Source organism: Pseudomonas sp. TE31087, assembly GCF_057284075.1.
In genome coordinates, this window is the sequence record NZ_JBXVNN010000001.1 from 5,043,716 (window position 1) to 5,065,467 (window position 21,752).

General features: G+C 67.9%; 21 protein-coding genes. 12 read left to right on the forward strand and 9 right to left on the reverse strand.

The annotated features are described in order from the left end of the window. Positions 1-275 precede the first annotated feature (275 nt). From cpaB to ACZ899_RS22805, 8 genes are all read left to right on the forward strand, one after another. On the forward strand, positions 276-1,223 hold the full coding sequence (gene cpaB, locus ACZ899_RS22770) for a Flp pilus assembly protein CpaB (RefSeq protein WP_234562282.1): 948 nt from the start codon (positions 276-278) through the stop codon (positions 1,221-1,223). Positions 1,224-1,242: 19 nt separating this feature from the next. Further along, the gene (locus ACZ899_RS22775; RefSeq protein ID WP_234562283.1) at positions 1,243-2,532 is read left to right on the forward strand and encodes a type II and III secretion system protein family protein; all 1,290 of its coding nucleotides are present in this window, start codon (positions 1,243-1,245) and stop codon (positions 2,530-2,532) included. Further along, positions 2,529-3,719, forward strand: coding sequence for a CpaE/TadZ family protein (locus ACZ899_RS22780; RefSeq protein WP_234562284.1), 1,191 nt, complete (start codon positions 2,529-2,531; stop codon positions 3,717-3,719). The genes ACZ899_RS22775 and ACZ899_RS22780 overlap by 4 nt, the downstream gene beginning before the upstream one ends. Further along, positions 3,716-4,972 (forward strand): TadA family conjugal transfer-associated ATPase, encoded by a 1,257-nt coding sequence (locus ACZ899_RS22785; protein ID WP_110739121.1) that lies wholly within the window; start codon positions 3,716-3,718, stop codon positions 4,970-4,972. Before ACZ899_RS22780 ends, ACZ899_RS22785 begins: the two co-directional genes overlap by 4 nt. Beyond that, positions 4,969-5,850 carry a type II secretion system F family protein gene (locus tag ACZ899_RS22790; protein ID WP_232857070.1) on the forward strand — a complete coding sequence of 294 codons (882 nt, stop codon included), beginning with the start codon at positions 4,969-4,971 and terminating at the stop codon, positions 5,848-5,850. Before ACZ899_RS22785 ends, ACZ899_RS22790 begins: the two co-directional genes overlap by 4 nt. A 2-nt stretch (positions 5,851-5,852) precedes the next feature. After that, positions 5,853-6,740, forward strand: coding sequence for a type II secretion system F family protein (locus tag ACZ899_RS22795; RefSeq protein WP_203650365.1), 888 nt, complete (start codon positions 5,853-5,855; stop codon positions 6,738-6,740). Positions 6,741-6,891: 151 nt separating this feature from the next. Further along, positions 6,892-7,593, forward strand: coding sequence for a tetratricopeptide repeat protein (locus ACZ899_RS22800; RefSeq protein WP_232857069.1), 702 nt, complete (start codon positions 6,892-6,894; stop codon positions 7,591-7,593). 13 nt (positions 7,594-7,606) lie between these two features. Next, positions 7,607-7,867: a DUF3613 domain-containing protein gene (locus tag ACZ899_RS22805; RefSeq protein WP_232857068.1), complete on the forward strand. Its 261-nt coding sequence runs from the start codon at positions 7,607-7,609 to the stop codon at positions 7,865-7,867. Positions 7,868-8,081: 214 nt separating this feature from the next. Here ACZ899_RS22805 and ACZ899_RS22810 read toward each other — a convergent pair whose 3' ends face one another. Beyond that, complete coding sequence (locus ACZ899_RS22810; RefSeq protein WP_267967213.1) at positions 8,082-8,864, reverse strand: response regulator; 783 nt, start codon at positions 8,862-8,864, stop codon at positions 8,082-8,084. 113 nt (positions 8,865-8,977) lie between these two features. After that, positions 8,978-9,448, reverse strand: coding sequence for an A24 family peptidase (locus tag ACZ899_RS22815; RefSeq protein WP_028691368.1), 471 nt, complete (start codon positions 9,446-9,448; stop codon positions 8,978-8,980). A 75-nt stretch (positions 9,449-9,523) separates the two neighbouring features. Between ACZ899_RS22815 and ACZ899_RS22820 the strand changes: the two genes are divergently transcribed. Together ACZ899_RS22820 and ACZ899_RS22825 are read left to right on the forward strand one after the other, a co-directional pair. Next, entirely contained in the window at positions 9,524-9,967 is a 444-nt protein-coding gene (locus tag ACZ899_RS22820; RefSeq protein ID WP_234562285.1) for a TadE/TadG family type IV pilus assembly protein, read from the forward strand. Continuing rightward, entirely contained in the window at positions 9,964-12,600 is a 2,637-nt protein-coding gene (locus ACZ899_RS22825) for a PAS domain-containing sensor histidine kinase (RefSeq protein WP_234562286.1), read from the forward strand. Before ACZ899_RS22820 ends, ACZ899_RS22825 begins: the two co-directional genes overlap by 4 nt. On the opposite strand, the gene ACZ899_RS22830 is transcribed toward ACZ899_RS22825, so the two are convergent. The 7 genes from ACZ899_RS22830 to ACZ899_RS22860 all read right to left on the reverse strand — a co-directional run bounded on the left by ACZ899_RS22830 (position 12,585) and on the right by ACZ899_RS22860 (position 19,268). Next, complete coding sequence (locus ACZ899_RS22830) at positions 12,585-14,537, reverse strand: pilus assembly protein TadG-related protein (protein ID WP_234562287.1); 1,953 nt, start codon at positions 14,535-14,537, stop codon at positions 12,585-12,587. The genes ACZ899_RS22825 and ACZ899_RS22830 overlap by 16 nt on opposite strands. Before the next feature lie 183 nt (positions 14,538-14,720). After that, entirely contained in the window at positions 14,721-15,281 is a 561-nt protein-coding gene (locus tag ACZ899_RS22835; protein ID WP_234562288.1) for a DUF4136 domain-containing protein, read from the reverse strand. A 19-nt stretch (positions 15,282-15,300) separates the two neighbouring features. Beyond that, positions 15,301-15,933 (reverse strand): DUF4136 domain-containing protein, encoded by a 633-nt coding sequence (locus ACZ899_RS22840; RefSeq protein ID WP_234562289.1) that lies wholly within the window; start codon positions 15,931-15,933, stop codon positions 15,301-15,303. A 20-nt stretch (positions 15,934-15,953) separates the two neighbouring features. Continuing rightward, the gene (locus tag ACZ899_RS22845; RefSeq protein WP_110739130.1) at positions 15,954-16,703 is read right to left on the reverse strand and encodes a methyltransferase domain-containing protein; all 750 of its coding nucleotides are present in this window, start codon (positions 16,701-16,703) and stop codon (positions 15,954-15,956) included. Next, positions 16,700-17,005: a MazG-like family protein gene (locus tag ACZ899_RS22850; RefSeq protein WP_234562290.1), complete on the reverse strand. Its 306-nt coding sequence runs from the start codon at positions 17,003-17,005 to the stop codon at positions 16,700-16,702. The genes ACZ899_RS22845 and ACZ899_RS22850 overlap by 4 nt, the downstream gene beginning before the upstream one ends. Before the next feature lie 56 nt (positions 17,006-17,061). Further along, positions 17,062-17,913, reverse strand: a complete 852-nt coding sequence (locus tag ACZ899_RS22855; RefSeq protein WP_234562291.1) for a MaoC family dehydratase — start codon at positions 17,911-17,913, stop codon at positions 17,062-17,064. 2 nt (positions 17,914-17,915) lie between these two features. After that, positions 17,916-19,268 (reverse strand): 3-oxoacyl-ACP reductase, encoded by a 1,353-nt coding sequence (locus ACZ899_RS22860; RefSeq protein WP_234562292.1) that lies wholly within the window; start codon positions 19,266-19,268, stop codon positions 17,916-17,918. A 115-nt stretch (positions 19,269-19,383) separates the two neighbouring features. On the opposite strand from ACZ899_RS22860, the gene ACZ899_RS22865 reads away from it, so the two are divergent. Beyond that, positions 19,384-20,661: an acetyl-CoA C-acetyltransferase gene (locus ACZ899_RS22865; RefSeq protein WP_234562293.1), complete on the forward strand. Its 1,278-nt coding sequence runs from the start codon at positions 19,384-19,386 to the stop codon at positions 20,659-20,661. Between the two features lie 191 nt (positions 20,662-20,852). Next, the gene (locus tag ACZ899_RS22870) at positions 20,853-21,629 is read left to right on the forward strand and encodes an AraC family transcriptional regulator (protein WP_050703629.1); all 777 of its coding nucleotides are present in this window, start codon (positions 20,853-20,855) and stop codon (positions 21,627-21,629) included. Positions 21,630-21,752: the final 123 nt, after the last annotated feature.

Here is a 21,752-nt window from a genome sequence, read left to right on the forward strand (position 1 = left end):
CGCTCGATGGGCGCCGGTCGGCGGGGCTTGATAAGTGATACCCCTTTGCCATCAGAGCATCGCCAAGCCGTGGCGACCTGCAAATGTAAGAAAGCATTAATCCAAAAGTATTGGTTGTAATTGGCGGTGCTAAGTTTTTGTTTTGCCGACGCGTCAATTTCATGGCTCTAAAAATGCGATGCAGGTAATGGCGAAAGATAGCGGCTCAGCTACCGTCCAATAGCGAAATAGTTACCTTTTGCCATCATTGGTCCCGGGCGTAGGGGAGAGCGCAGATGAGCAGTCGCCTGACCATGATCCTCGCCGGCCTGTTCCTGATCGCGGCCTTGCTTGCCGGATACTGGGGCCTGCGTCTGAGCCGTCCGGCCGAGCCCGCGCCGGCGCCATTGGCGCCTCCCAGTGCAGCGGTGATCCCCACCGCGCCCGTTCCCGTAGCCGCGCCCGAGCCGCCGCGTTCGCCCATCGTGGTGCTGCGCAGGGCGGTGCCGGCCAACACCCCCTTGAGCGAAGACGATGTGCTGGTCGAGCGCCTGCAGGTGGTGCCGGCCGGCGCCTTCCAGCAACTCGACCAGGTGCTCGGGCGCCGCAGCTCCCGGCCGCTGGCGGCGGGCAGTTGGCTGGACGAGTCGAGCTTCCAGACCGGTGGCCCGCTGGCGCGCATGATCCGCCCGCATGAGCGCGCCGTGGCGGTGGCCATCGACGATGTGAGCGGTGCCGCCGGGCAATTGCGCCCTGGCGATTTTGTCGATGTGCTGCTGTTCCTGCGCGAAGAGAACAACAACCCGCAGTCCTCCGCCCAGGTGGTGCTGCCGGCCTTGCGCGTGCTCAGCGTCGACCAGCAGACCGGGTTGGCCAACGACGGACGCCCGGCGCAAACGGCCGAAGAACAGAAGGCCCGCCGCGACCAGCAATCGCTGAACAGCAACACCACCCGCACCGTGGGTCTGGCCGTGCCCGAGGCCCTGGCCAGCCGGCTGATGCTGGCGGCCCAGGCCGGGACCTTGCGCCTGGCGGTGCGCAGCGCCGATGAACAATTGCTGGCGGCCTACTGGTCCGGCCAGGCCGCCAGTGCGCAACTGGAGAGCGCCAACCGCGATCTCTATCGCTTCAGCCAGTTGTCCCAGGTGCCGCTGGCCAGCCAGGCTGCCTCCGCAGTGGCCGGCGCGCCGACCATGCAGATCATCCGTGGTGCGCAGAACGGCGACAACAACAAGACTCCCTGAACCGGCAAGGATGCGATCCATGCGTAGTTCTTTGCGTGTTACTCCACGAGGCGAATGGCTGGCCCCGGCGCTGCTGGCCCTGGTCCTGCTGGCGCCGTCGGCGCAGGCGGCCAAGGGTTGCGCCGCGTTCGGCCAGTTGCCGTCGGTGATCGAGATGGACCAGGGCCTGCAGCAGGAACTGCGCCTGCCGGTGGCCATCACCCGGGCGGCGGTGGGCGAGCCCAAGGTGGCCGATGTGCAGCCCAGCGGCGAGCGCGCCGTGCTGCTGACGGCGGTGGGGCAGGGCACCACCAGCATCATGCTGTGGACCGACTGCGCCGCGCAGCCGCACCGGGCGATGTTGTTCGTCAAGGGCCGGGCCAGCGCCGACATGACGGAAGCGGCGCAGCTGCCCTCCGCCCAGGAGGACCTGCCGGTGCAGGTGCAGGCCGATATCCGCTTCGTCGAAGTGCGCCGCCTCAAGTACAAGGAGGCCGGGGCGCGATTGTTCTTCAAGGGCTCGAACAACAGCCTGATCGGCTCACCCGGCACCGTGCCCGACACGGTGGTGCGCCCAGGCTACGTGCCGAGCACCGCCAGCGTGCCGAGCTCGGCCAACTATGCCGACGCACGGCCCGGCATCCCCCTCGACAACAGCGTCTTCAATATCGTCTGGGGCGGCGGCAGCAGCCGCTTCCTGGCGATGATCAACGCCCTGGAGAACAGCGGCTTCGCCTACACCCTGGCGCGTCCCAGCCTCACCGTGCTGAGCGGGCTGACCGCAAGCTTCCTGGCCGGTGGCGAGATCCCCATCCCGGTCCCCAGCAGCGGTAGCGACAACGTGTCGATCGAGTACAAGGAATTCGGTGTGCGCCTGGCCTTGACGCCCACCGTGGTCAGCCGCAACCGCATCACCCTGAAGGTCGCCCCCGAGGTCAGCGAGCTGGACTTCAACAATTCGGTGGTCATCGCCGGCACCCGGGTGCCGGGGCTGAGCGTGCGCCGTACCGACACCAGCATCTCCCTGGCCGATGGCGAGAGCTTCATCATCAGCGGCCTGATCAGCAGCAACGTGCGTTCGAACGTGGACAAGATGCCGGGCCTGGGCAACCTGCCGATCATTGGCGCGTTCTTTCGCCAGTCGGCGCTCAACCGCGAGGAGACCGAGCTGCTGATGATCGTCACCCCGCACCTGGTCCAGCCGCTGGCCGCCAATGCGCGCCTGCCGGAACTGCCGGGTGAGACGCTGCGCACCTACGACCCCAGCTGGGGCCGCCTGTTCTTCATGGAAAACGGCAACTTCGAAGGCCGTGGCGGGTTGTCCCAATGAACGAAAGCCTGAACCAGACCTACCTGGCCCTGACCCGCACCGACGAGGACCTGAACTGGCTGCAGGGCGCGCTGGCGCCGCTGGGGCAGGTGATCGGCGCCAGCAGCCCGAACCTCGACGAGTTGCTGGCGCTGGTCGACATGACCTTCAGCAACCTGGTGTTCATCGGCCTGGACCGCGAGCAGTTGATCGGCCAGTGTGCGCTGATCGAGGGCATGCTCGAAGCCAAGCCGATGCTGGCCATCGTCGCCCTCGGCGACGGCATGGACAACCAGCTGGTGCTGCACGCCATGCGCGCCGGCGCCCGCGACTTCGTCGCCTACGGCTCGCGGGCCAGCGAGGTGGCGGGGCTGGTGCGGCGCCTGGGCAAGCGCCTGCCGGCGGTCACCAGCAACCCCAGCCTGGGCGGCCTGACCGTGCTCTTCGGCACCCAGCGCGGCGCCGACGGCGCGCTGCTCACCACGCACCTGGCGCGGGTGGTGCAGGACAGCGGCCAGCAGACCCTGTTGCTCGACCTGGGTTTGCCCCGGGGCGACAGCCTGGCCCTGCTGGGCCTTGAGGCGTCGTTTCATTTCGGCGATGCGCTGCGTCACCTGCGCCGGCTCGACGCGACCCTGATCGACAGCGCCTTCACCCGCGACAAGGGCGGCCTGCGCATCCTTGCCTATGCCGACAACGACGAGGCCCTGGAACAATCCAGCGCCGCCGAGCTGTACATGCTGCTCAGCGCCTTGCGCCAGCACTTTCAGCACATCGTCGTGAACCTCACCGGGCAGGTCGACAGCGAGGCCCTGCGCACCATCGTCAGCCATTGCGACAAGCTGATCGTCTACACCGACCAGAACATCCTCGACTGCCGGCGCAACCTGGATGTGCTCGAACAGTGGCGCGACCGCGGCATCAAGCTGGAGCACGCCAGCCTGCTGGTGGACCGCTACCTGCGCCATGTGGCGCCGGATGCCGACGCCCTGGCCAAGCGCTACGGGCTGGCCCTGCTCAAGGTCATGCCCTACAGCCCGGAGGTGAGGCTGAACGCCAAGAACCAGGGCCTGAGCCTGTTCGAGCTGGCCCCGCGCGAAGGCCTGACCCAGGCCCTGCGCGGCCTGGGCGAACGCCTGGCGCAGCGTTCGGAAAACCTGGCGCCGGCAGGCCAGGGCTGGCTCAACCGGCTATGGGGCAACCGATGAGCAACGAAGAACCCTTTGGCGGGCCGCGCCATGCGGCCAGCGATCCGCAGGTGCTCAAGCGCGCCCTGCACCGGCATGTCATCGACGCCATCGAGGACAGCGGCCGCAACCTGCTCGAAGGCGCGCGTCCGGTACTGGCGCAGTTCGTATTGGAACAGGTGGGCGACTATGTGGCGCGCCTGCGCCTGGCTTTGTCGCGCTACGAGATGGAGCGCCTGGCCGAGGAGATCGTCGACGAGCTGACCGGCTATGGGCCGCTGGAGGTGCTGCTGCGCGACCCGAGCGTTACCGAGATCCTGGTCAACGGCCCGTACCGGGTGTTCGTCGAGCGGGCGGGGCTGTTGCAACAGACCGACCTGCGTTTCATCGACGCCCACCATGTCGAGCGAGTGATGCAGCGCATCCTCGCGCCCCTCGGGCGGCGCCTGGACGAGTCGTCGCCGATGGTCGACGCGCGCATGCCCGACGGCAGCCGGGTCAACGCGATCATCCCGCCGGTGGCCCTGGACGGGCCTTGCCTGTCGATCCGCAAGTTCCGCCAGGACATGCTCAAGAGCGCCGACCTGCTGGCCACCCGGGCCATCGACCAGCCGATCTACGACTTCCTCGAGCGCGCCGTGGGCCGGCGCTGCAACATCCTGGTCAGCGGCGGCACCGGTACCGGCAAGACCACCCTGCTCAATATCCTCAGCCAGATGATCGCGCCCCAGGAGCGGCTGGTGACCATCGAGGACGTGGCCGAACTGCAACTGCACCACCCGCATGTGGTGCGCCTGGAGACCCGCCCGCCAAATGCCGAGGGCCATGGCGAGATCAAGGCCAGCGAGCTGATCCGCAACGCCCTGCGCATGCGCCCCGACCGCATCATCCTCGGCGAGATCCGCGGCGCCGAGGTACTGGATGTGATGACCGCGATGAACACCGGCCACGACGGCTCGATGAGCACGGTGCACGCCAACACCGCCCAGGACGCGCTGTTGCGCCTGGAGACCCTGGTCGGCCTGACGGGCCGCCAGGTGGCCGAGAAGACCCTGCGGCAGATGATCTGCGCGGCGCTGGACGTGGTGATCCAGCTGACCCGCCTGGCCGATGGCCGGCGCTGCGTCAGCGAGGTGCTGGAAGTGGTCGGCGTGCGCGACGATGTGTACGTGACCAACACCCTGTTCCGCCTGGACCGGCGCAGCGGCGATGGCTTTCTGCGTGAGGCGCCGAACCCGGCGGGGAGCAAGCTGCGCCACGAGGGCGTGCTGTGATGGGCCCGCTGCTGCTGGCGCTGTCGCCGCTGTGCCTGGGCATGGCGCTGCTGCTGTTGCGCCTGGGCCTGTACAAGCGCGGCGAGGAACGCATCCTCGAGCGCCTGGGCCGGGCCTACCGCGCTGTGCGCAGCGCCAATGCCCGGCGCGACTGGCTTGACCCGCTGCTGCAAAGGGCGGGCCTGGCCCATGCCGATTTTTCCCCGCGGCCGTGGCTACTCGGCTGGCTGACGCTGGCCCTGCTCGCCGGCCTGCTGGCGGGCTGGGTGGCAGCGTTGATGGTGTTGTTCGGCCTGCCCTTGCTCGGCCACTTCTACCTGGCCTGGCGCTGCCGGCGGCGCCTGCAGCAGATCGTCCAGCAACTGCCCGGCCTGCTCGACTACAGCGTGCGCAGCCTCAAGGCCGGTCGCACCCTGAACGAGGCGGTGCTCGGTGGCGTCGACAGCACCCGCGAGCCGCTGCGCTCGGCGATGCTGCGGGTGCGGCGCAACGTGCAGTTGGGCGTGCCGCTGGAGGACGCGGTCAACGAATTCGCCGAACTGTATGGCCAGGCCGAACTGCGCATGTTCGCCCTGGGGCTGCGCATCAACCAGCGCCACGGCGGCAATGCCAGCGAGCTGATGGAGAACCTGATCAAGCTGATCCGTGAGCATGAGCAGGGTGATCGGCAGCTGCGCGCCATGACCGGCGAGACTCGCATTACCGCGTGGATCCTCGGCGCGCTGCCGCTGGCCATGGTGGGTTACTTCCTGTTCGCCAATCCCACCTACCTGTTGGCGATGTGGCACGACCGCAGCGGGCAGCTGATGCTGCTGTTCGCCTTTGCCCTGCAGGCCGTCGGCTGCCTGGTGTTGTGGCGCATGATGAGGAGCCTGTGAGCATGGCCATGTTGCTCTGCGCGCTGTTCCTGTTCGCCGCGTTCGTGCTGCTGGCCTTGCAGGCCGCGCAGCAGTGGCGGGCCCGTCAGCGGGTGGCGCGGCGGCTGCAGGGACGGTTGGCCCGTGACGAGCGGCTCGGCGACTGGTTGCAGTGGTTGGGCAGCAGTCCGCTGGGGCGGCGCCTGCAACGACTGGATGGCGAGACCCAGACGCTGCTCGACCGCCTGGGCTGGCGGCGCAGCCGACAACGGGCACTGTTCGCCGCCGTGCAGCTGGGCCTGCCGCTGCTGGCGGTGAGCGTGGCGCTGCTGTTGGCCCATGGCCTGCCCGGGGAAAACCGCGGGCACTGGGGCGTGCTGGTGCTCTGCGCGATGGGCGCGGGTTACCTGCTGCCCAAGCGCCTGCTGGTGCTGGCGGCGGCGCGGCGCCAGCGGCAGATCGCCCAGGAGGTGAGCCTGCTGATCCCGTTGCTGCGCATCCTCTTCGAAACCGGGTTGGCGGTGGAGCAGGCCCTGCGGGTGCTGGCCCATGAAGGCCGCAGCCTGGTGCCGAACATCAGTGAAGAATTGCGCCTGGTCCTGCAGCGGGTCGATTCCGGCCTGGCCCTGGGCCCTGAGCTGGAAAAGACCGCGCGCCTGCTGGCGGTGGATGAGCTGATCGACACCTGCGTCATTCTCCAGCAGCTGCTGGTGCAGGGCAGTGGGTCGATGAAATCGCTGCTGGCGCTCAAGGAACTGCTCGACGACCGACGCCTGACTGGCCTGCAGGAGCGGGTGTCGAAGATGTCGGCGAAGATGTCGGCGGTGATGATGGTGTTCCTGTTCCCGGCGTTGCTGATCGTCCTGGCCGGGCCAGGTTTTTCCGCGCTGGCGCGGGCCTTGGGCTCATGAACATGGAATGTAGGAGCGGCCTTGTGCCGCGAAAGGGCCGCAACGCGGCCCCAGGTTCTCGACCATGGCGAAAATGGCTGGGGCTGCTTTGCAGCCCTTTCGCGGCACAAGGCCGCTCCTACAGAGGTGGCATTGGAGAGGGGGAAATGCAATGAAAACGATTCTGCTGCTAAGCACCCTGTTGCTGCTCACCGGTTGCGCCGGCCAGCCCCCCGAAGGCCTGGCCCGTCTGCTCGGTGGCGGCACCTGCGGCAAGCCCGACGCCGACCAGCAACTGAGCCTGGACATGGCCGACCAGATGATCAGCGAGGGTCGCCCGCACGCGGGCCTGGCCCACCTCGAACAGCTGCCCGACACCCTCGACCAGGTCCGCCTGCGCAAGGCCAAGGTGCTGCGCCAGCTCGGGCGCGGCGAGGCCGAGCCGCTCTACCGCAGCCTGCTTGGCGGCTGCCTGGCCGCCGAGGGCGAGCACGGCCTGGGCCAGCTTGCCTCGGCCCGTGGTGATGACGTCCAGGCCCTGCGCAACCTGCAGCGTGCGGCACGCCTGGCACCCACCGACGAGAAGGTGCGCAACGACCTGGGTGTGGTGCAGATGAACCTGGGCAACCACGAACAGGCGCGCTTCGAGTTTCTCACCGCCATCGAGCTCAAGGACGACAACCCGCTGCCGGCGGTGAACCTGGTGACCCTGTCGCTGGTGCAGGACAACTGGCGCCAGGCGGAGGATCTGGTCAATCGCCTGCGCCTGAAGCCCGAGCAGTTCGCCGAGGCCCAGGCCCGGGCCCAGCGCATCAGGTCCAACGGGCGTGGCCCGCTGGCGGCGACCGAATCCTCGGCCGCGGCCATCAACTGATCGGGAGGTGATCATGTTCAAGCCCTGGATCGTCCTGGCCTGCCTGGCCACACCGCTGCTGGCGCAGGCCGAAGAACCACCGCGCCAACCGCGTCCGCAAACCGCCACCGAGGCCCTGCTGCAGGTGCAGGCGAGCAATCGCCAGGCCTCCAGCGTGCGCCAGGAACAGACCGACAAGGAGCGCGACCAGGCGATGCAGCGCTGGCTGGACAGCTACAAGTACGCGATTCCTGACTTCTATCGCTGGACCAAGATCAGTTCGTCGAACAATTGAGCACTTAAAGCTGTGGCACGATCGTGTAGGAGCGGCCTTGTGTCGCGAAAGGGCTGCGAAGCAGCCCCGGCAATTTCGAGGGTGGCTCAGAACCTGGGGCCGCTGCGCGCCCCTTTCGCGACACAAGGCCGCTCCTACAGGGAGATAGTTCCCTGCGCGACAGCGTAGTCCAAAGGGCTGGGCGATCTCCTACAGAGGTGTGGTTGTCAGAAAGTCAGTGCGTGGTAAACCGCTGATGCACCGGCGACGAACGCGGGGTCAACGCCAGCGCCAGCTGCGTGCGGTTGTGCATGTGGGTCAGGCGCAGCACCTGCGACACGTAGAGCTTCACCGTGTTCTCGGTGATGCCCAGTTCGCAGGCGATCTGGTAGTTGGTCTTGCCCTTGCTTACCAGCCGGGCCACCTCAAGCTGGCGCGGTGACAGCTTCTCGAAGGCGGCAGGCAGCTCCGCCTCGCCGTCCTCGGCGTCGCTGGCGCGGCGGTGGGTGCCCTGGCCCCGGGCTTTTTCCAGGTCCTGGTAGAGGTCGTCGATGGACTCGGCCAGCTCCTGCAGGCGCTGGTTGAGGCTGCCCAGCTCGCGGAAGTTGCGGCGCCGTTCGAGCAGCGCCGCTTCCTGGCGGCGTACCCCTTCGAGCAGTTCGTCGAGGTCCATGGGTTTCTGGTAGTAGTCGGCGAAGCCCTCGCGCAGGGCGCGGATCACGTCCTGCTTGTCGGCGCGACCGGTCAGCATGATCGCCTCGAACATACGCTGCGGCCCGGCGATCTGCTTGAGGGTGCGGACCAGCTCGATGCCATCGCGCTCGGGCATGTGCAGGTCGCACAGGATCAAACCGATGGTCTCGTCGGCTTTGAAGCAGTCGATGGCCTGGCCGGTGGAATGGGCGGGGACGCAACGGTAGCCCTCGCTTTCGAGAAACTCGCACAACTCTTCGACGATCACTGGCTGGTCGTCGACCACCAGCACTTTCACCTCACTGACAGATTTATTCACGATCAACTCCCTGTTGTATCGGCTCTGCTCCCGGGCCAGAGGCTCTGGCAGGTAGAAAAGTAGTCGCACTTTGCAATTATGTACATGCATCTAGCTCATGGAAGCGACCCAGCGGTCGGTTATTGGATCCAGACGGCCGTCAACAGGAAGCCGGCCAGCACATACGGGGCAAAGGGCTGCTTGTCGCCGACCTGTTCGGCCAGCGCCTGCAGGCGCTTTTTCACCTTGGGATTGAGCAGGGTCCACAGGCGCCGCCGGCCGAACATCCAGGCCAGTACGGTGACCCCGGCGCCGATGAAGGTGCCGAGCACGTACTGCGGGCTGGTGGCCAGGGCCAGGGCGCCCATCAGCTTGACGTCGCCGGCGCCGAAGCGGCCGAGCATGTAGCCGGGCAGGGTGAGCAGCATGACGATGGCCAGGGCCCAGCCGGCCTCGCTGGCGTCGGCGCCAATCCAGCTGCGTCCGGTGGCGAACAGCCAGGCCAGGGCGCACGCCGCGACCCCGAGGGTCAGGGCGTTGGAGATTTGCCGTTCACGGACATCTTGTTCAGTGCACAAGGCAAGCCACATCAGGAGAACAATGCTTTGCATTGGCAAATTGCCATCCCTATTCGTTGAACGGTTCTATGCTTTCAGACAGGTCTCACAGTCAGGGTAGACGCGATCATGAAAGCAAGCCCGGCGGGACGGCAAAAAGGCGCGGCAGCCATCGAGTTTGTCGCGGTATTCATGGTGTTTTTCGCGGTGTTCTACGGGTTGGTCAGCTACGCCCTGCCGATGCTGATGCTGCAGTCGTTCAACCAGGCCAGCAGCGAGGCGGTGCGCCGCTGCGTGGCCGTGGACCCGACCAGCCAGACCTTTGAGCTGGACGTGCAGGGGCTGGCCCGCCAGGTGATCGGCCAGCAGTTGGCGTGGATGCCCGACGCGCTGGGCTTCAACGTGCTCACCGACACCCGGGTCACGGTTGGAGTGGACAAGGTGCTAACCGTGGTGATCGACTACCCGCGCTCGCGCCTGACGCGGGTGCTGCCGACCCTGGTGCTGCCGGTGGTGGGTGACGTACCTAAGCTGCCCGCGCGGCTGCAGGCCCAGGCGAGCCTGCAACTGTGAGTGGTAGCCTGTTCGATCGCTGGTTTGCCGCGCCTGCCCCGTCCCAGACGCCCGAGGTAACGCCGGCCATTGGCCTGCAACTGTGGCTCGACGATCAGGCGCGGGTGCTGCGCCTGGCCGGCCCGCTGCGCAGCCTGCTGGCGCTGCCCGGCCAGGCAGGCGCGCAGGTGCATGACTATCTGGAACGCCACAGCTGGCTGGTGCTCGAAGGGCAGCCCGCCGACTGGCAGGGCCAGCCCCTGGACCTGGACTTTCACACCGTCATGGGCCATGCGTTGCACACCCGTGGCTGGCTGCAGCGCCATGAACAGGGCTGGATGCTGCAGCTGTTCGATATCGGCGACCTGTTGCGCGAACAGCGCTGGGATCGTCAGCGCCCCCTGCTCAGCGAGATCGGCCACGCCCTGCGCGAATGCGGCAGCGAGCGTCTGCTGCAGACGACCCGCGAACAGCTGCACAGCCTGGCCGAGCACTGGCAGGCGGCCGCGCTGCGGCTGATGCTGCGCGAGCCGGGTGGCTGGCGCCATTACGCCAGCAGCGACGAGACCTGGCCCTGGCCTGACGATACCAGGCTGCGTGAGCGCCTGGACCGCTGGCCGGCCCATACCCTGATCGATGTTGATGACGACCCCGAACTGCTCGCCCTGTGCGGTGGTACGTCGCTGTTCCTGGTGCCCTACCGCCAGGGCCTGGAGGCCGAGGCTTGGGTGCTGTGCGCCGGGGCGCGGCAGGCGCCCCCGGTCGACATGGCCCTGGCGCTGGTGCGGACCTTGACCGAGCCACTGCTGGTGCGCCATCGCCGCCAGCAACTGCAGCATCAGGCCCATCACCTTGATGATCTGCAGCGCCAGCTGGGCGCAGGTTGGTGGGAATGGCCGGCGCACGGCGAGCTGCAGCTGGACCCGGCCCTGGCCGCGACCCTCGGGCTGGCGAACCGGATCAGCCTTGACCAATGGCTCGCCCGCCTGCACCCGGCGGACCGCGAGCCGGCGCAACTGGCCCTGGACCAGGCCCGTGACGGGCAAGCGCTGAGCCTCAGCGTGCGTTTGCCGGACCCCGATCCCCTGGCGCCGCCGCGCTGGTTCCATTGGGCCGGCCAGGGCCGGGGCGACCAGTTGCGCGGCTTCCTGCTCGATATCAGCGCCCTCAAGGCCCAGGAGCAGCAGGCCGGCGCGGCCCGTGCGCGCCTGGAGAACCTCATCGCCCGCTCACCCGCGGTGATCTACGTGCAGCGCTATGCCGAAGGCGCACTGCACAGCGACTTCTACAGCGCCAGTCTGGCGCCGTTGCTGGGTTGGGCGGCCGACAGCGAGCAGGCGCGCCAGCCGGGCCTGGCGGTGCATCCGGACGACCGCCCGCTGTGGCTGGAGCGCACCCGCAGCCTGTTGCGTGATGGCCAAGTGCGTTGCCGCTATCGCCTGCGCGATCACCTTGGTGGTTATCACTGGATGCTCGACGAGGCCCGCCTGTTGCGTGACGACCTCGGCCAGCCGCTGGAGGTGGTCGGCCTGTGGCTGGACGTCAGCGAAGCCACCGAGGCCGCCGAGCGCATGCGCCAGAGCGAGGAGCGCTACCGCGTACTGGTGGAGGACTCGCCGGCGATGATCTGCCGCTATCGCCCGGACCTGACCGTATTGTTCGGCAACCGACCCTTGGGCGATTACCTGGGCTGCACGCCTGAGCAGTTGCAGGGTGCCGACCTTGGGCAGTGGCTGTCTGCCGGCCAGCGCGAGGCCTTTCTCCTGCGCCTGCGGGCGCTGACCCCGGAGCAGCCGGTGAGCAGCGCGGAGATCTGCCTGCAACTGCCCGGCCGCGAGCACGCCTGGTGGGTCTGGGCCGACCGTGGCTTGTTCGACGCCGACGGCAACCTGCTGGAGGTCCAGGCCGTGGGGCGCGACAACACCGAGGTGCGGCGCAGCCAGCAGCAATTGCTGCAGGGCGCGAAGATGGCGACCCTCGGCGAGCTGGCCACCGGCCTGCTGCACGAGATCAACCAGCCGCTCAACGTGATGCGCATGGCGGTGGCCAACACCCTCAAGCGCCTGGAGAACGGCGCCGCCGATCAGGCCTACCTGCAGGACAAGCTGCGCCGTATCGAGGCCCAGGTCGAGCGCGCCGCCCGACTGGTCGACCATATGCGGGTGTATGGCCGGCGCTCGGCGGTCGAGCGCGAGTGCTTCGCCGCCTGGGCCGCGGTGGAAGGCGCCGGGGCGTTGCTCGAGGAAGGCCTGCGCGGCAAGGGCGTGACGCTGCGTCTGGAACCGCCGGAGGCCTTGGCGCAGGTGCTCGGGCACCAGGACCAGCTGGAACAGGTGCTGATCAACCTGATGGTCAACGCACGTGACGCCTTGCTGGAAAAGCAGGTGGCACAGCCGTGGATCCGGGTACGCCAGGCGCTGCATGGCGGATGCTTATGGCTGCTGGTGGAGGACAACGCCGGCGGGATCGATCCGCAGTTGCACGAGCGGATCTTCGAACCCTTCTTCACCACCAAGCCGGCCGGGGTCGGCACCGGGCTGGGCCTGTCGGTCAGCCATGGCATCGTCAGCCAGATGGGAGGCCGCCTGAGCGTGGACAACGGCGCCGACGGCGCGTGCTTGCGGGTCGAGCTGCCCCTTCACAGCACCAGTTGAGCGTGGCCGCTGGCGCAACTGAGGTTGGTGCCGACCTGGGCGTCGAGCAGGTCGATGCCGAGCACCTTGAGCAAGCCGTTGACCAGGGGATCGAGCAGGGGGCCGAGCAGGTTCTTGATGACCGGTTCGAGGATGTTCTTCACCCCGTCCAGCAGTCCGGCGGTGAGCACCAGCACCTGGCCGAGGCCGCCATTGCCGGTGGGCTTGTAGGCTTCCAGGTGGATGCCCGCCAGGGTGTCGGACAGGCTCGCCACCACCTGGGCCTGGTCGCTGTCCATGGGTTGGTAGGCAGGTTCCTGGCCGATTTCGGTCGGGGCGTGGGCGCCGCTGAACAGCAGTGTCTTTTCGACCGGGCCATTGCCCAGCAGCTTGCTGTCCACCCGCAGGCCTATGCCACCGCCGGCATAGGGCACCCGTGTGCCGCAGGACGGCGGCAGGATCAGCAGGCGGCTGCAGACATTGGTGCCGATATCGATGACCGGCAGGGCCTTGACCACGGTGGTGCCGTTGCTGAGGAAGTCCGCCGGGGAATCGAACCTGCCGATGGCGATCTTCGCCGCCGAGCGCTGGGTGAGGGTGGTCAGGCTTTTCGGGGTGCAGGTGTAGTTGTCGGGGGGGGCCGGGCGCAGGCGGCTGCTGCCTTCGGCCACTTCGATGCCGATATCGATATGCACCTGGCCGTCCAGCAGCTTGATGTCGCTGACCTTGCACGGAATGCCCAGGGCGCAGGTCAGCGACTGCACGGTGCCCAGCAGGTTCAGGCTGAGCAGGTTGTTGAGCACATTGGTCAGTGGCGCGGCCAGGTCCAGCACGGCGTTGAGCAGCCCGGCGATGCCGCTCAGCAGGGGCAGGTCGAGTGACACCAACGCGCGGATCTGGGCGGTATGAATGCGCAGCTCGTCCGTGCGTGGGTCGCCCACCGCCGAGATCTGCGGGGGCTCGATCACCCGCAGTTGCACGCGGCCATTGACCAGCCCGAGCACATTGATCGGCAGGTCGGCGTTGACCGCGTGCTCGCTGGCCGCCAGCTGGATCACCCCTTGCACCAGTTGCAGCAGCTGGATGCTGGCATCCAGGCCGGCCTGGGCCGTGCCGTTCTGCAGGTCGAGCAGCTCGCCCAGTTGCAGGCCGCCCACCGGCAGGTCCGCTGCCAGCTTGCCCAGGTTGGTGATCACATCGACGGCGGCGCCGCTTTGCTGCAGCACCTTGACCGCGGCCTGCAGCAGCACGGTGGCGCTGGTGTCGGCATTGAGCAGTTGCTGGTAGTCGCCGATATCCAGGTGCAGGTCCACGGCCAGCTGGTCGAGGTACTTCAACAGGTCGAGCTGGGTGTTGGCGATGCCCTGCCAGCCCAGCACATCGAGCTGCGCCGAGCCGCCCAGGGCCTTGAGCAGGGCGTTGAGCACCGAACCCTGGGTCGAGTTGACGGTGGCCAGGGTGGTGCGGATGCTCAGCCGCGCCTGGGGCGTCCCGGGGCTGCCGGCCACCGCGCTGGCGCGCAGGGTGGTGGTGCGGGCGATGGCGCCGCCCTGGACCAGCGCGTACACCCCGCCGGCGACGCTGGTGACCACCACGTTGCTGACTTCGACCTTGATCGCCTCGTTGCGCGCGTTATCGGCGTTGAAGGTACGCAGGTTGTCGATGCCGGTGCGCAGGTAGCCGCAGCTGGCGATCAGTGGATTGAAGGGCGAGTGGCCGTTGCGGGTGGCCGCGGTGCGGGCCAGGGTGGAGGCCTGTGGGCCGCTGCCGCTGCAGACGCCGCCGTGTTCGGCGGCTTCCAGGGCGGCCATGTCGGCGATGCGCTGCAGCTTGCGTTGTTCGAGGTAGAGGCGGCCGCTGTCGACGGTCAGGAGCATGAACACCAGGGCCAGGCCCATGGTCAGCGCGGCCATCAGGCCGATCGCGCCGCGTTGGCGCACAGCGGAACGGGGAACCACGGGCACTCCTTTGCCGGCCTGTGGCCCGGCAGCACGGCGGCGGTGCAAGGAGTGTAGTCAAGGTGATGGCAAGTTGCCTTGCCTGCTGTTACGCCCTTATGGAACATACCGAAATTCTTTGATTTGGCTGGAGCCGCGTGGGAGCGGGCTTGCAACGCTGTCCTCCACGCGACAGCACAAGGTTCAATGCGGCGGGTAGTTGCTCAGCACCTGGGTCACGGTCTTCTGGATCGCCGCGTTGCGCTCCTGCGGGCTGGGCGGGTAGTTGTTCATGATCTGCTCGGCGCTGCCGCGCCATACCAGTTTGCCGTCACGTCCGTCGAACAGGTCGACCTGGATGGTCGCCACCTTGTAGTCGACGCTGCGCGTCTCGTTGTACATCGGTCCGCCCCAGTAACCGCCCCAGTAGCCACCCCAGGCCCCGCCGTAGTTGGTGGTGATCTGCTGCTGGCGGTCCTCGACGATCAGGTAGGCGCGCACCTTCACATCCGCCCGGGCATTGCCCTGGACCGGGCGCAGGCCGCGCTGGTCGAGCTGGCCGGCGACCGCCTGGCGAATGCGTTGCTCGGTCAGGTCGCTCTTGATCCGCGGGTCGTCCGGGCGATATTGCAGGCCCGGCTCCAGCCAGGCCCAACTGCGGTAAGCGGCGAAATCGCGGCTGGCATCGAAGTCGTGCTGCACGTTGTTGCTCGAACAGGCGGCCAGCAGCAGGGCGAAGGACAGTAGAACGAGACGGCGCAACATGGTGGTTCTCCGTTGAACGTTAGCTTGGAGGATAGCCGTTCATCGCCTTGCTCACCGACTCGCGCAGGGCGCCTTCGCGTTCACGCGGCGAGTCCTTGTCGCTGCCGCTTTCGGCGCTGGCGCTCCACACCGGCTGGCCGTTGCGGGCATCGAACAGGTCGATGCGCACCACCATCACTTCGACTTCGTAGGTGCGCACGATCGGCACGCTGGCGTAGCCGCCATAGCCGTTGCGGTAGCCACCGTAGCCGACGCTACCGTAGGGGTAGGGGCCGTAGTAGGGATCGTAGTCGTAGTCGCGCACCTGGCGCAGGCGCCGTTCCAGGCGTACGTCGGCGCTGACCAGCAGGTCGGCGGGGGCATTGTGGGCCGGGCGCAGGCCGTGCTGGTCGAGGGCGCCGCTCACCGCGTCGGCCAGCTGGCCCGGCGTCGAGTTGACCAGGCCTGCGGGTGGCTGGTTGTTGCGCCAGCTCCAGCTGCGATAACGGCCGTAATCGCGTACCGGCGCGGGATAGGCGCTGGCATCGAAGGTCCTGGCGGCCTGGTGCGGCGCTGGTGGCAGCGGCTTGCCGCTGGCGACATAGGGGTTGCTGCCCTGGCAGGCGGCCAGGGCGAGGGGGAGCAAGGCCAGGCAGAGCAGACGATACGGCATGGATCCTCCTGGCAAGCGGGTCAGTGGGGGCGGCACATCCAGTGCAGGTAGCGGCCCAGGCCGGCGAAGCTGGGATGGCGGCGGTGCGCCAGTTCCATCTCCAGCAGATCGAGCAGCTCGGCCTTGTCCTGGAACTCCTTGGGCATGTAGTCGTGGAATACCCGTACGCCGCTCTCGCTTTCGACCTTCCACAGAGCTTCAAGTTGCGCCTTGAGCTCGCGCGGATCAAGTGGTTTCTGTGGCGTGAGACTCTGCTTTTCACCGGCCAGGCGATTGTGCCGCAGCTTGCGGAAATGCCCCTTGAGCAGGTTGCGGTAGACCAGCGCGTCGCGGTTGTAGAAGGCCAGCGACAACCAGCCTCCCGGCGCGGTCAGTTGATGCAGGACCGGCAGGATGCTCTCGGGCTCGGCCAGCCATTCGAGCACCGCGTGGCACAGCACCAGGTCGTACGGCTCGGTGAGCTGGCCGAGCAGGTCCTGCCAGGGCGCCTGGATGAAGGTCGCCTGCTGGCCGGCCTCGGCAAAGCGCGCGCGGGCGCCGTCGAGCATCGGCGCGGCGGGTTCGGCAAGGGTCACCTGGTGGCCGCGCTGGGCCAGCCACAGGGCCATGTGACCGAGCCCCGCGCCGATATCGAGCACCCGCAGTGGACGGTCGGGCAGGGCTTCGGCCAGGTCGGCCTGGAGCACCGCCAGGCGGATGGCGCCCTTGGCGCCGCCGTAGATCTTCTCGGCGAAGCGGCTGGCCAGTTCATCGAAGTGACGGTCGTTCATTTGCCGAAGCGCCTCTCGCTGTCGGTGAGCTTGGCCCGCACCACCTCGTCCATGCCCAGGCCCAGTTCGCTGCACAGCAACAACAGGTAAAGGACGATATCGCCCACTTCCTGGCCGGCATGGGCGAGTTTGTCGGCGGGCAGCTGGCGGGACTGGTCCTCGCTCAGCCACTGGAAGATCTCTACCAGTTCAGCCATTTCGACGCTGGCGGCCATGGCCAGGTTCTTCGGGCTGTGGAACACCCGCCAGTCGTTGGTGTCGCGGATGCGGTGCAGGCGTTCGGTCAGTTCTTGCAGGTTCATCGGGGTCTCCTCGTGGCGCATAGCTTCCGGCGAGGTGCCTTGCAAAGCAAGCCCGATCAGAGCGTGCGCCAGCTGCCGAGCATATGCAGCAGCCCGCCGTGGCCATCCAGGCGCAGCTCGCCGCTCGGCCCCGCCTCGCTGGCGCTCAGTATCACCTCCGAAGGCAGGCGCACCGGCTTGTGGAAGTCCACCGCGAAGGCATACCCGGTCTTGGGCAGGTGCCCCTGCAAGGCCGCCAGCGCCATGGCCTTGCTCCACATGCCGTGGGCGATGGCCCTGGGGAAGCCGAACAGGCGTGCCGTGAGGCTGCTCAGGTGAATCGGGTTGTAGTCGCCGCAGACCCTGGCGTAGCGCCGGCCGATATCGCCGTCGGCATACCAGCGGGTCGCCTCGGGCAGCGCGGCGGGCGTCGTTTCGGTCAGGTCGGCCACTGGCGCGTCAAGCTTGAGGCCGCGCACCAGCATGCGGCTGGTCTCGCGCCAGAGCAGGCCGAGGCCGTCCTCGGCCTCGGTCACCAGGTCGAAGGTGCCGCCCTTTTCATGGGGCTGCAGGTTGTCGGCATACACCGCGAAGCGCAGCCCGTCGATGCCGCCCAGGGGGCGCAGCACCTGCAGGCTGTTGTGCAGGTGCACCAGCCCCAGCAGCGGGAAGGGAAACGCCTCGGCGGTGAGCAGCTGCAGTTGCAAGCTGAAGGCCATGATGTGCGGGTAGGTACCCGGCAGGCGGCCGTCGTCGGCGAAGTGGCAGAGCCGGCGGTAGGCCGCCAGGTTGGCGGGATCGACCCGCAGGAAGCAGCGCAGGCCCTGCTCCGGCAGCTGGCTGCCACGGATCTTGCGTTTGCCGAGGGCGCGCAGGTACAGGCTTAGCCGTGAGTCGGGGCTGTGCAGGTCGTGCCAGGGTCGGGTCATGGTCAGGCTCCCATCAAGGCCTGGCCGCAGACCCGCAGGGCCTGGCCATTGACCGCGCCCGAGCCTGGCTGGCTGAGCCAGGCGATGGCTTCGGCGACGTCCTGCGGCAAGCCGCCCTGGCCCAGCGAGCTCAGGCGCCGGCCGGCCTCGCGCAGGCCCATGGGCATGGCCGCGGTCATGTGCGTCTCGATGAAGCCCGGCGCCACGGCGTTGATGCTGGCGCCCTGTTCGGCCAGGCGTGGCGCCCAGGCCTGGGCGAAGCCGATCAGCCCGGCCTTGCTGGCCGCATAGTTGGACTGGCCACGGTTGCCGGCGATGCCGCTGACCGAGGTGAGCAGGGTGATGCGCGCATCCGCGTGCAGCTTGCCGCCCTCGAACAGCGCCTCGGTCAGCACCTGGGGCGCCTTGAGGTTGACGGCCAGCACCGCGTCCCAGTATTCCGGGGTCATGTTGGCGAGGGTCTTGTCGCGGGTGATGCCGGCGTTGTGCACGACGATATCCAGGCCCTGGGGCAGGGCTTCGAGCAACTGCGCGGCGGCATCGGCGGCGCAGATGTCCAGCGCCAGGGCACGGCCACCCAGGCGCGCGGCGAGGGCGTCAAGGTCGCGCTGGGCCTGGGGCACATCGAGCAGCGTCACCTCGGCGCCGTCCCGGGCCAGGGTCTCGGCAATCGCCGCACCGATACCCCGGGCGGCGCCGGTGACCAGCGCGTGACGGCCGGCCAGCGGCCGAGTCCAGTCCTGTACCTGGGCGGCGCAGGGCGCCAGGCGCAGGACCTGGCCGGAAACAAACGCGCTCTTGGGCGAAAGGAAGAAGCGCAGCGCGCCCTCGAGCTGGCTTTCGGCGCCTTCGGCGACATACAGCAGGTTGGCCGTGGCGCCATTACGCAGCTCCTTGGCCAGCGAGCGGCTGAAGCCTTCGAGGGCGCGCTGGGCGACGCTGGCCTGCGCATCGACCACGGCTTCTGGCGCACGCCCGAGGATCACCACGTGGGCGCTGGAGGCCAGGCTGCGCAGCAGGGGTTGGAAAAATTCGCGCAACTGCTTGAGGCCATCGCTGTCGGACAGGTGACTGGCATCGAACACCACCGCCTTGAGCTTCGGCCCGAGACCCGCGACCCAGGCGGGGGCCTCGAGCGCTTGGCTGCCGAAGCCGTAGCAGTCGGCCGTCAGACGCGGGGCGATCGCCGCCACCTGGCCTGCCAGCGGCCCGCCGCCCAGCACCAGCGCGCCCTCGATGGGGCGCAGGCGTCCGGCCTGCCAGCGCTCCAGCGGCACCGGGCGGGGCAGGCCGAGGGCATCGACCAGTTTTCGTCCGAGGGTGGAGTTGGCAAAGCCCAGATAGCGGTCGCTCATGTACGGTTCTCCCTGAAGGCAAGCATGCAAGTGTGGACCAAGTTTGTGGCAGGGTCGTTCGGATGCGTGAAAAGAACCTAGGCTTAAGGCTCAAATTGTTTCAGGAGGAACAGGCATGCAGTCAATTCGCCGGGTCGCAATCCTGGGGGGCAACCGGATTCCCTTCGCCCGCTCCAACGGCGCCTACGCCAAGGCCAGCAACCAGGCGATGCTCACGGCGGCCCTCGAAGGCCTGGTGGAGCGTTACCGGCTGCACGGCCTGCGCCTGGGCGAGGTGGCGGCCGGCGCGGTGCTCAAGCATTCGCGTGACATGAACCTGACCCGCGAGTGCGTGCTCGGCTCAAGGCTGTCGCCGCAGACGCCGGCCTACGACATCCAGCAGGCCTGCGGCACCGGCCTGGAAGCCGCGTTGCTGGTGGCCAACAAGATTGCCCTGGGGCAAATCGACAGTGGCATTGCCGGGGGCGTCGACACCACCTCGGACGCGCCCATCGCCGTGAGCGAAGGGCTGCGGCAGATCCTGCTGCAGGCCAACCGCGGCAAGAGCCTCGGCGAACGTCTCAAGCCCTTTTTGAAACTGCGCCCGGGCCTGCTCAAGCCCGAGCTGCCGCGCAATGGCGAGCCGCGCACAGGGCTGTCGATGGGCGAGCATTGCGAGCGCATGGCGCAGACCTGGCAGATCAGCCGCGAGGAGCAGGATGAACTGGCACTGCTCAGCCACAAGCACCTGGCGGCGTCCTACCGCGACGGCTGGCACGACGATCTGCTCACGCCCTACCTTGGCCTGACCCGGGACAACAACCTGCGCGCCGACCTGACCCTGGAGCAGTTGGCCAAGCTCAAGCCGGTGTTCGAGCGCAGCGGCCTGGGCACGCTCACGCCGGGCAATTCCACGCCGTTGACCGATGGCGCCTCGCTGGTGTTGCTCGGCAGCGAGGCCTGGGCCGAGGCGCAGGGCTTGAAGGTGCAGGCCTACCTGGTGGACGGCGAGGCGGCGGCGGTCGATTTCGTCCATGGCCAGGAAGGCCTGCTGATGGCGCCGGTGTACGCGGTGCCGCGGCTGCTGGCGCGCAATGGCCTGACCTTGCAGGATTTCGACTTCTACGAGATCCACGAAGCTTTCGCCGCCCAGGTGCTGTGCACCCTCAAGGCCTGGGAGGATACCGACTACTGCCGCACGCGCCTGGGGCTCGAAGGGCCGCTGGGGTCGATCGATCGCGCCAGGCTGAACGTGAAGGGCAGCTCGCTGGCTGCGGGGCATCCATTCGCGGCGACGGGAGGGCGGATACTGGCGAACATGGCCAAGCTGCTGGGCGAGCGTGGCAAGGGACGTGGGCTGATCTCGATCTGCGCGGCGGGCGGGCAGGGAGTGACGGCGATCGTCGAGCGCTAGTGCCCTGTCTCGGAGATAAGCTGGCTTCGCTTTCGCACCGGCAAGCATCACCAGCGTGGGAGCGGGCTTGCCCCGCGATACGGATCGCGGGGCAAGCCCGCTCCCACGCCGTTCCGATTAAATCCTTGCGTCTTGTGTTGTTCCATCAGTTGGCTGGTACCCTTGTCCGACCCGAGACACCAGGCCTCAACATGTCGATCACCGGACCACGTCCCATCCCCGCCCTGGACCACCTGCCCAGACCGCTCTACGCCCGTGCCGAGAGCCTGGGCGCCGGGTCCTGGACTACTCGTCACCAGCACGACTGGGTGCAGTTTTCCTACGCCATCAGCGGCGTGCTTGGCGTCTACACCAGCGATGGCAGCTACTTCGCCCCGCCACAGTGGGGCGTGTGGATCCCCGCCGGCACCGAACATGAAGTGCTGACCTCGATGCAGGCCGAGATGCGCAGCCTGTACGTGCGCCGCGACGCCTGCCCCTGGGCGCCGGGCGAATGCCGGGTACTGGAGGTCACGCCGCTGGCGCGGGAGCTGATCAAGCAGTTCTGCACCTTCGCGGTGAACTACCCGGAAGGCGACAGTGCCGAGGCGCGGCTGGTGGCTGTGTTGCTGGACCAGTTGCGCACCCTGCCGCAGGTGGGATTCTCGCTGCCGCTGCCGCGCCACCCGGGCCTGCTGGCGTTGTGCAACGGCTTGATCGCCGCCCCCGACCAGCCCCAGACCCTGCAGCAGTGGGCGGTGCAACTCGGGGTGTCGGAAAAGACCCTGATGCGCCTGTTCCAGCGCGAGACAGGCCTGAGCTTTCGCAACTGGCGCCAGCGCATGCGCCTGCTGTCGTCGCTGGCGCTGCTGGAGGCCGGGGAGAGCGTCACCCAGGCCGCGCTGGGCTGCGGGTATGACTCGACCTCGGCCTATATCGCCGCATTCCGCCAGCTGTTCGGCGCGACCCCGGGGGAGCTGCGCCTGTAGGTGGTGCTGGGAAAAACACCCCGTTGAACTGGCACCACCTCGTTGCAGCATCACCAGCGTGGGAGCGGGCTGGCCCCGCGATCACCGGCAAAGCCGGTGCCATGCAGCGCATCGCGGGGCAAG

Excerpts from the sequence above, each read along its gene's own strand:
- cpaB (WP_234562282.1), top strand. The coding sequence starts at position 276 with ATGAGCAGTCGCCTGACCATGATCCTCGCCGGCCTGTTCCTGATCGCG.
- ACZ899_RS22775 (WP_234562283.1), top strand. The coding sequence starts at position 1,243 with ATGCGTAGTTCTTTGCGTGTTACTCCACGAGGCGAATGGCTGGCCCCG.
- ACZ899_RS22780 (WP_234562284.1), top strand. The coding sequence starts at position 2,529 with ATGAACGAAAGCCTGAACCAGACCTACCTGGCCCTGACCCGCACCGAC.
- ACZ899_RS22785 (WP_110739121.1), top strand. The coding sequence starts at position 3,716 with ATGAGCAACGAAGAACCCTTTGGCGGGCCGCGCCATGCGGCCAGCGAT.
- ACZ899_RS22795 (WP_203650365.1), top strand. The coding sequence starts at position 5,853 with ATGGCCATGTTGCTCTGCGCGCTGTTCCTGTTCGCCGCGTTCGTGCTG.
- ACZ899_RS22800 (WP_232857069.1), top strand. The coding sequence starts at position 6,892 with ATGAAAACGATTCTGCTGCTAAGCACCCTGTTGCTGCTCACCGGTTGC.
- ACZ899_RS22805 (WP_232857068.1), top strand. The coding sequence starts at position 7,607 with ATGTTCAAGCCCTGGATCGTCCTGGCCTGCCTGGCCACACCGCTGCTG.
- ACZ899_RS22815 (WP_028691368.1), bottom strand. The coding sequence starts at position 9,448 with ATGCAAAGCATTGTTCTCCTGATGTGGCTTGCCTTGTGCACTGAACAA.
- ACZ899_RS22820 (WP_234562285.1), top strand. The coding sequence starts at position 9,524 with ATGAAAGCAAGCCCGGCGGGACGGCAAAAAGGCGCGGCAGCCATCGAG.
- ACZ899_RS22835 (WP_234562288.1), bottom strand. The coding sequence starts at position 15,281 with ATGTTGCGCCGTCTCGTTCTACTGTCCTTCGCCCTGCTGCTGGCCGCC.
- ACZ899_RS22840 (WP_234562289.1), bottom strand. The coding sequence starts at position 15,933 with ATGCCGTATCGTCTGCTCTGCCTGGCCTTGCTCCCCCTCGCCCTGGCC.
- ACZ899_RS22845 (WP_110739130.1), bottom strand. The coding sequence starts at position 16,703 with ATGAACGACCGTCACTTCGATGAACTGGCCAGCCGCTTCGCCGAGAAG.
- ACZ899_RS22850 (WP_234562290.1), bottom strand. The coding sequence starts at position 17,005 with ATGAACCTGCAAGAACTGACCGAACGCCTGCACCGCATCCGCGACACC.
- ACZ899_RS22855 (WP_234562291.1), bottom strand. The coding sequence starts at position 17,913 with ATGACCCGACCCTGGCACGACCTGCACAGCCCCGACTCACGGCTAAGC.
- ACZ899_RS22860 (WP_234562292.1), bottom strand. The coding sequence starts at position 19,268 with ATGAGCGACCGCTATCTGGGCTTTGCCAACTCCACCCTCGGACGAAAA.
- ACZ899_RS22865 (WP_234562293.1), top strand. The coding sequence starts at position 19,384 with ATGCAGTCAATTCGCCGGGTCGCAATCCTGGGGGGCAACCGGATTCCC.
- ACZ899_RS22870 (WP_050703629.1), top strand. The coding sequence starts at position 20,853 with ATGTCGATCACCGGACCACGTCCCATCCCCGCCCTGGACCACCTGCCC.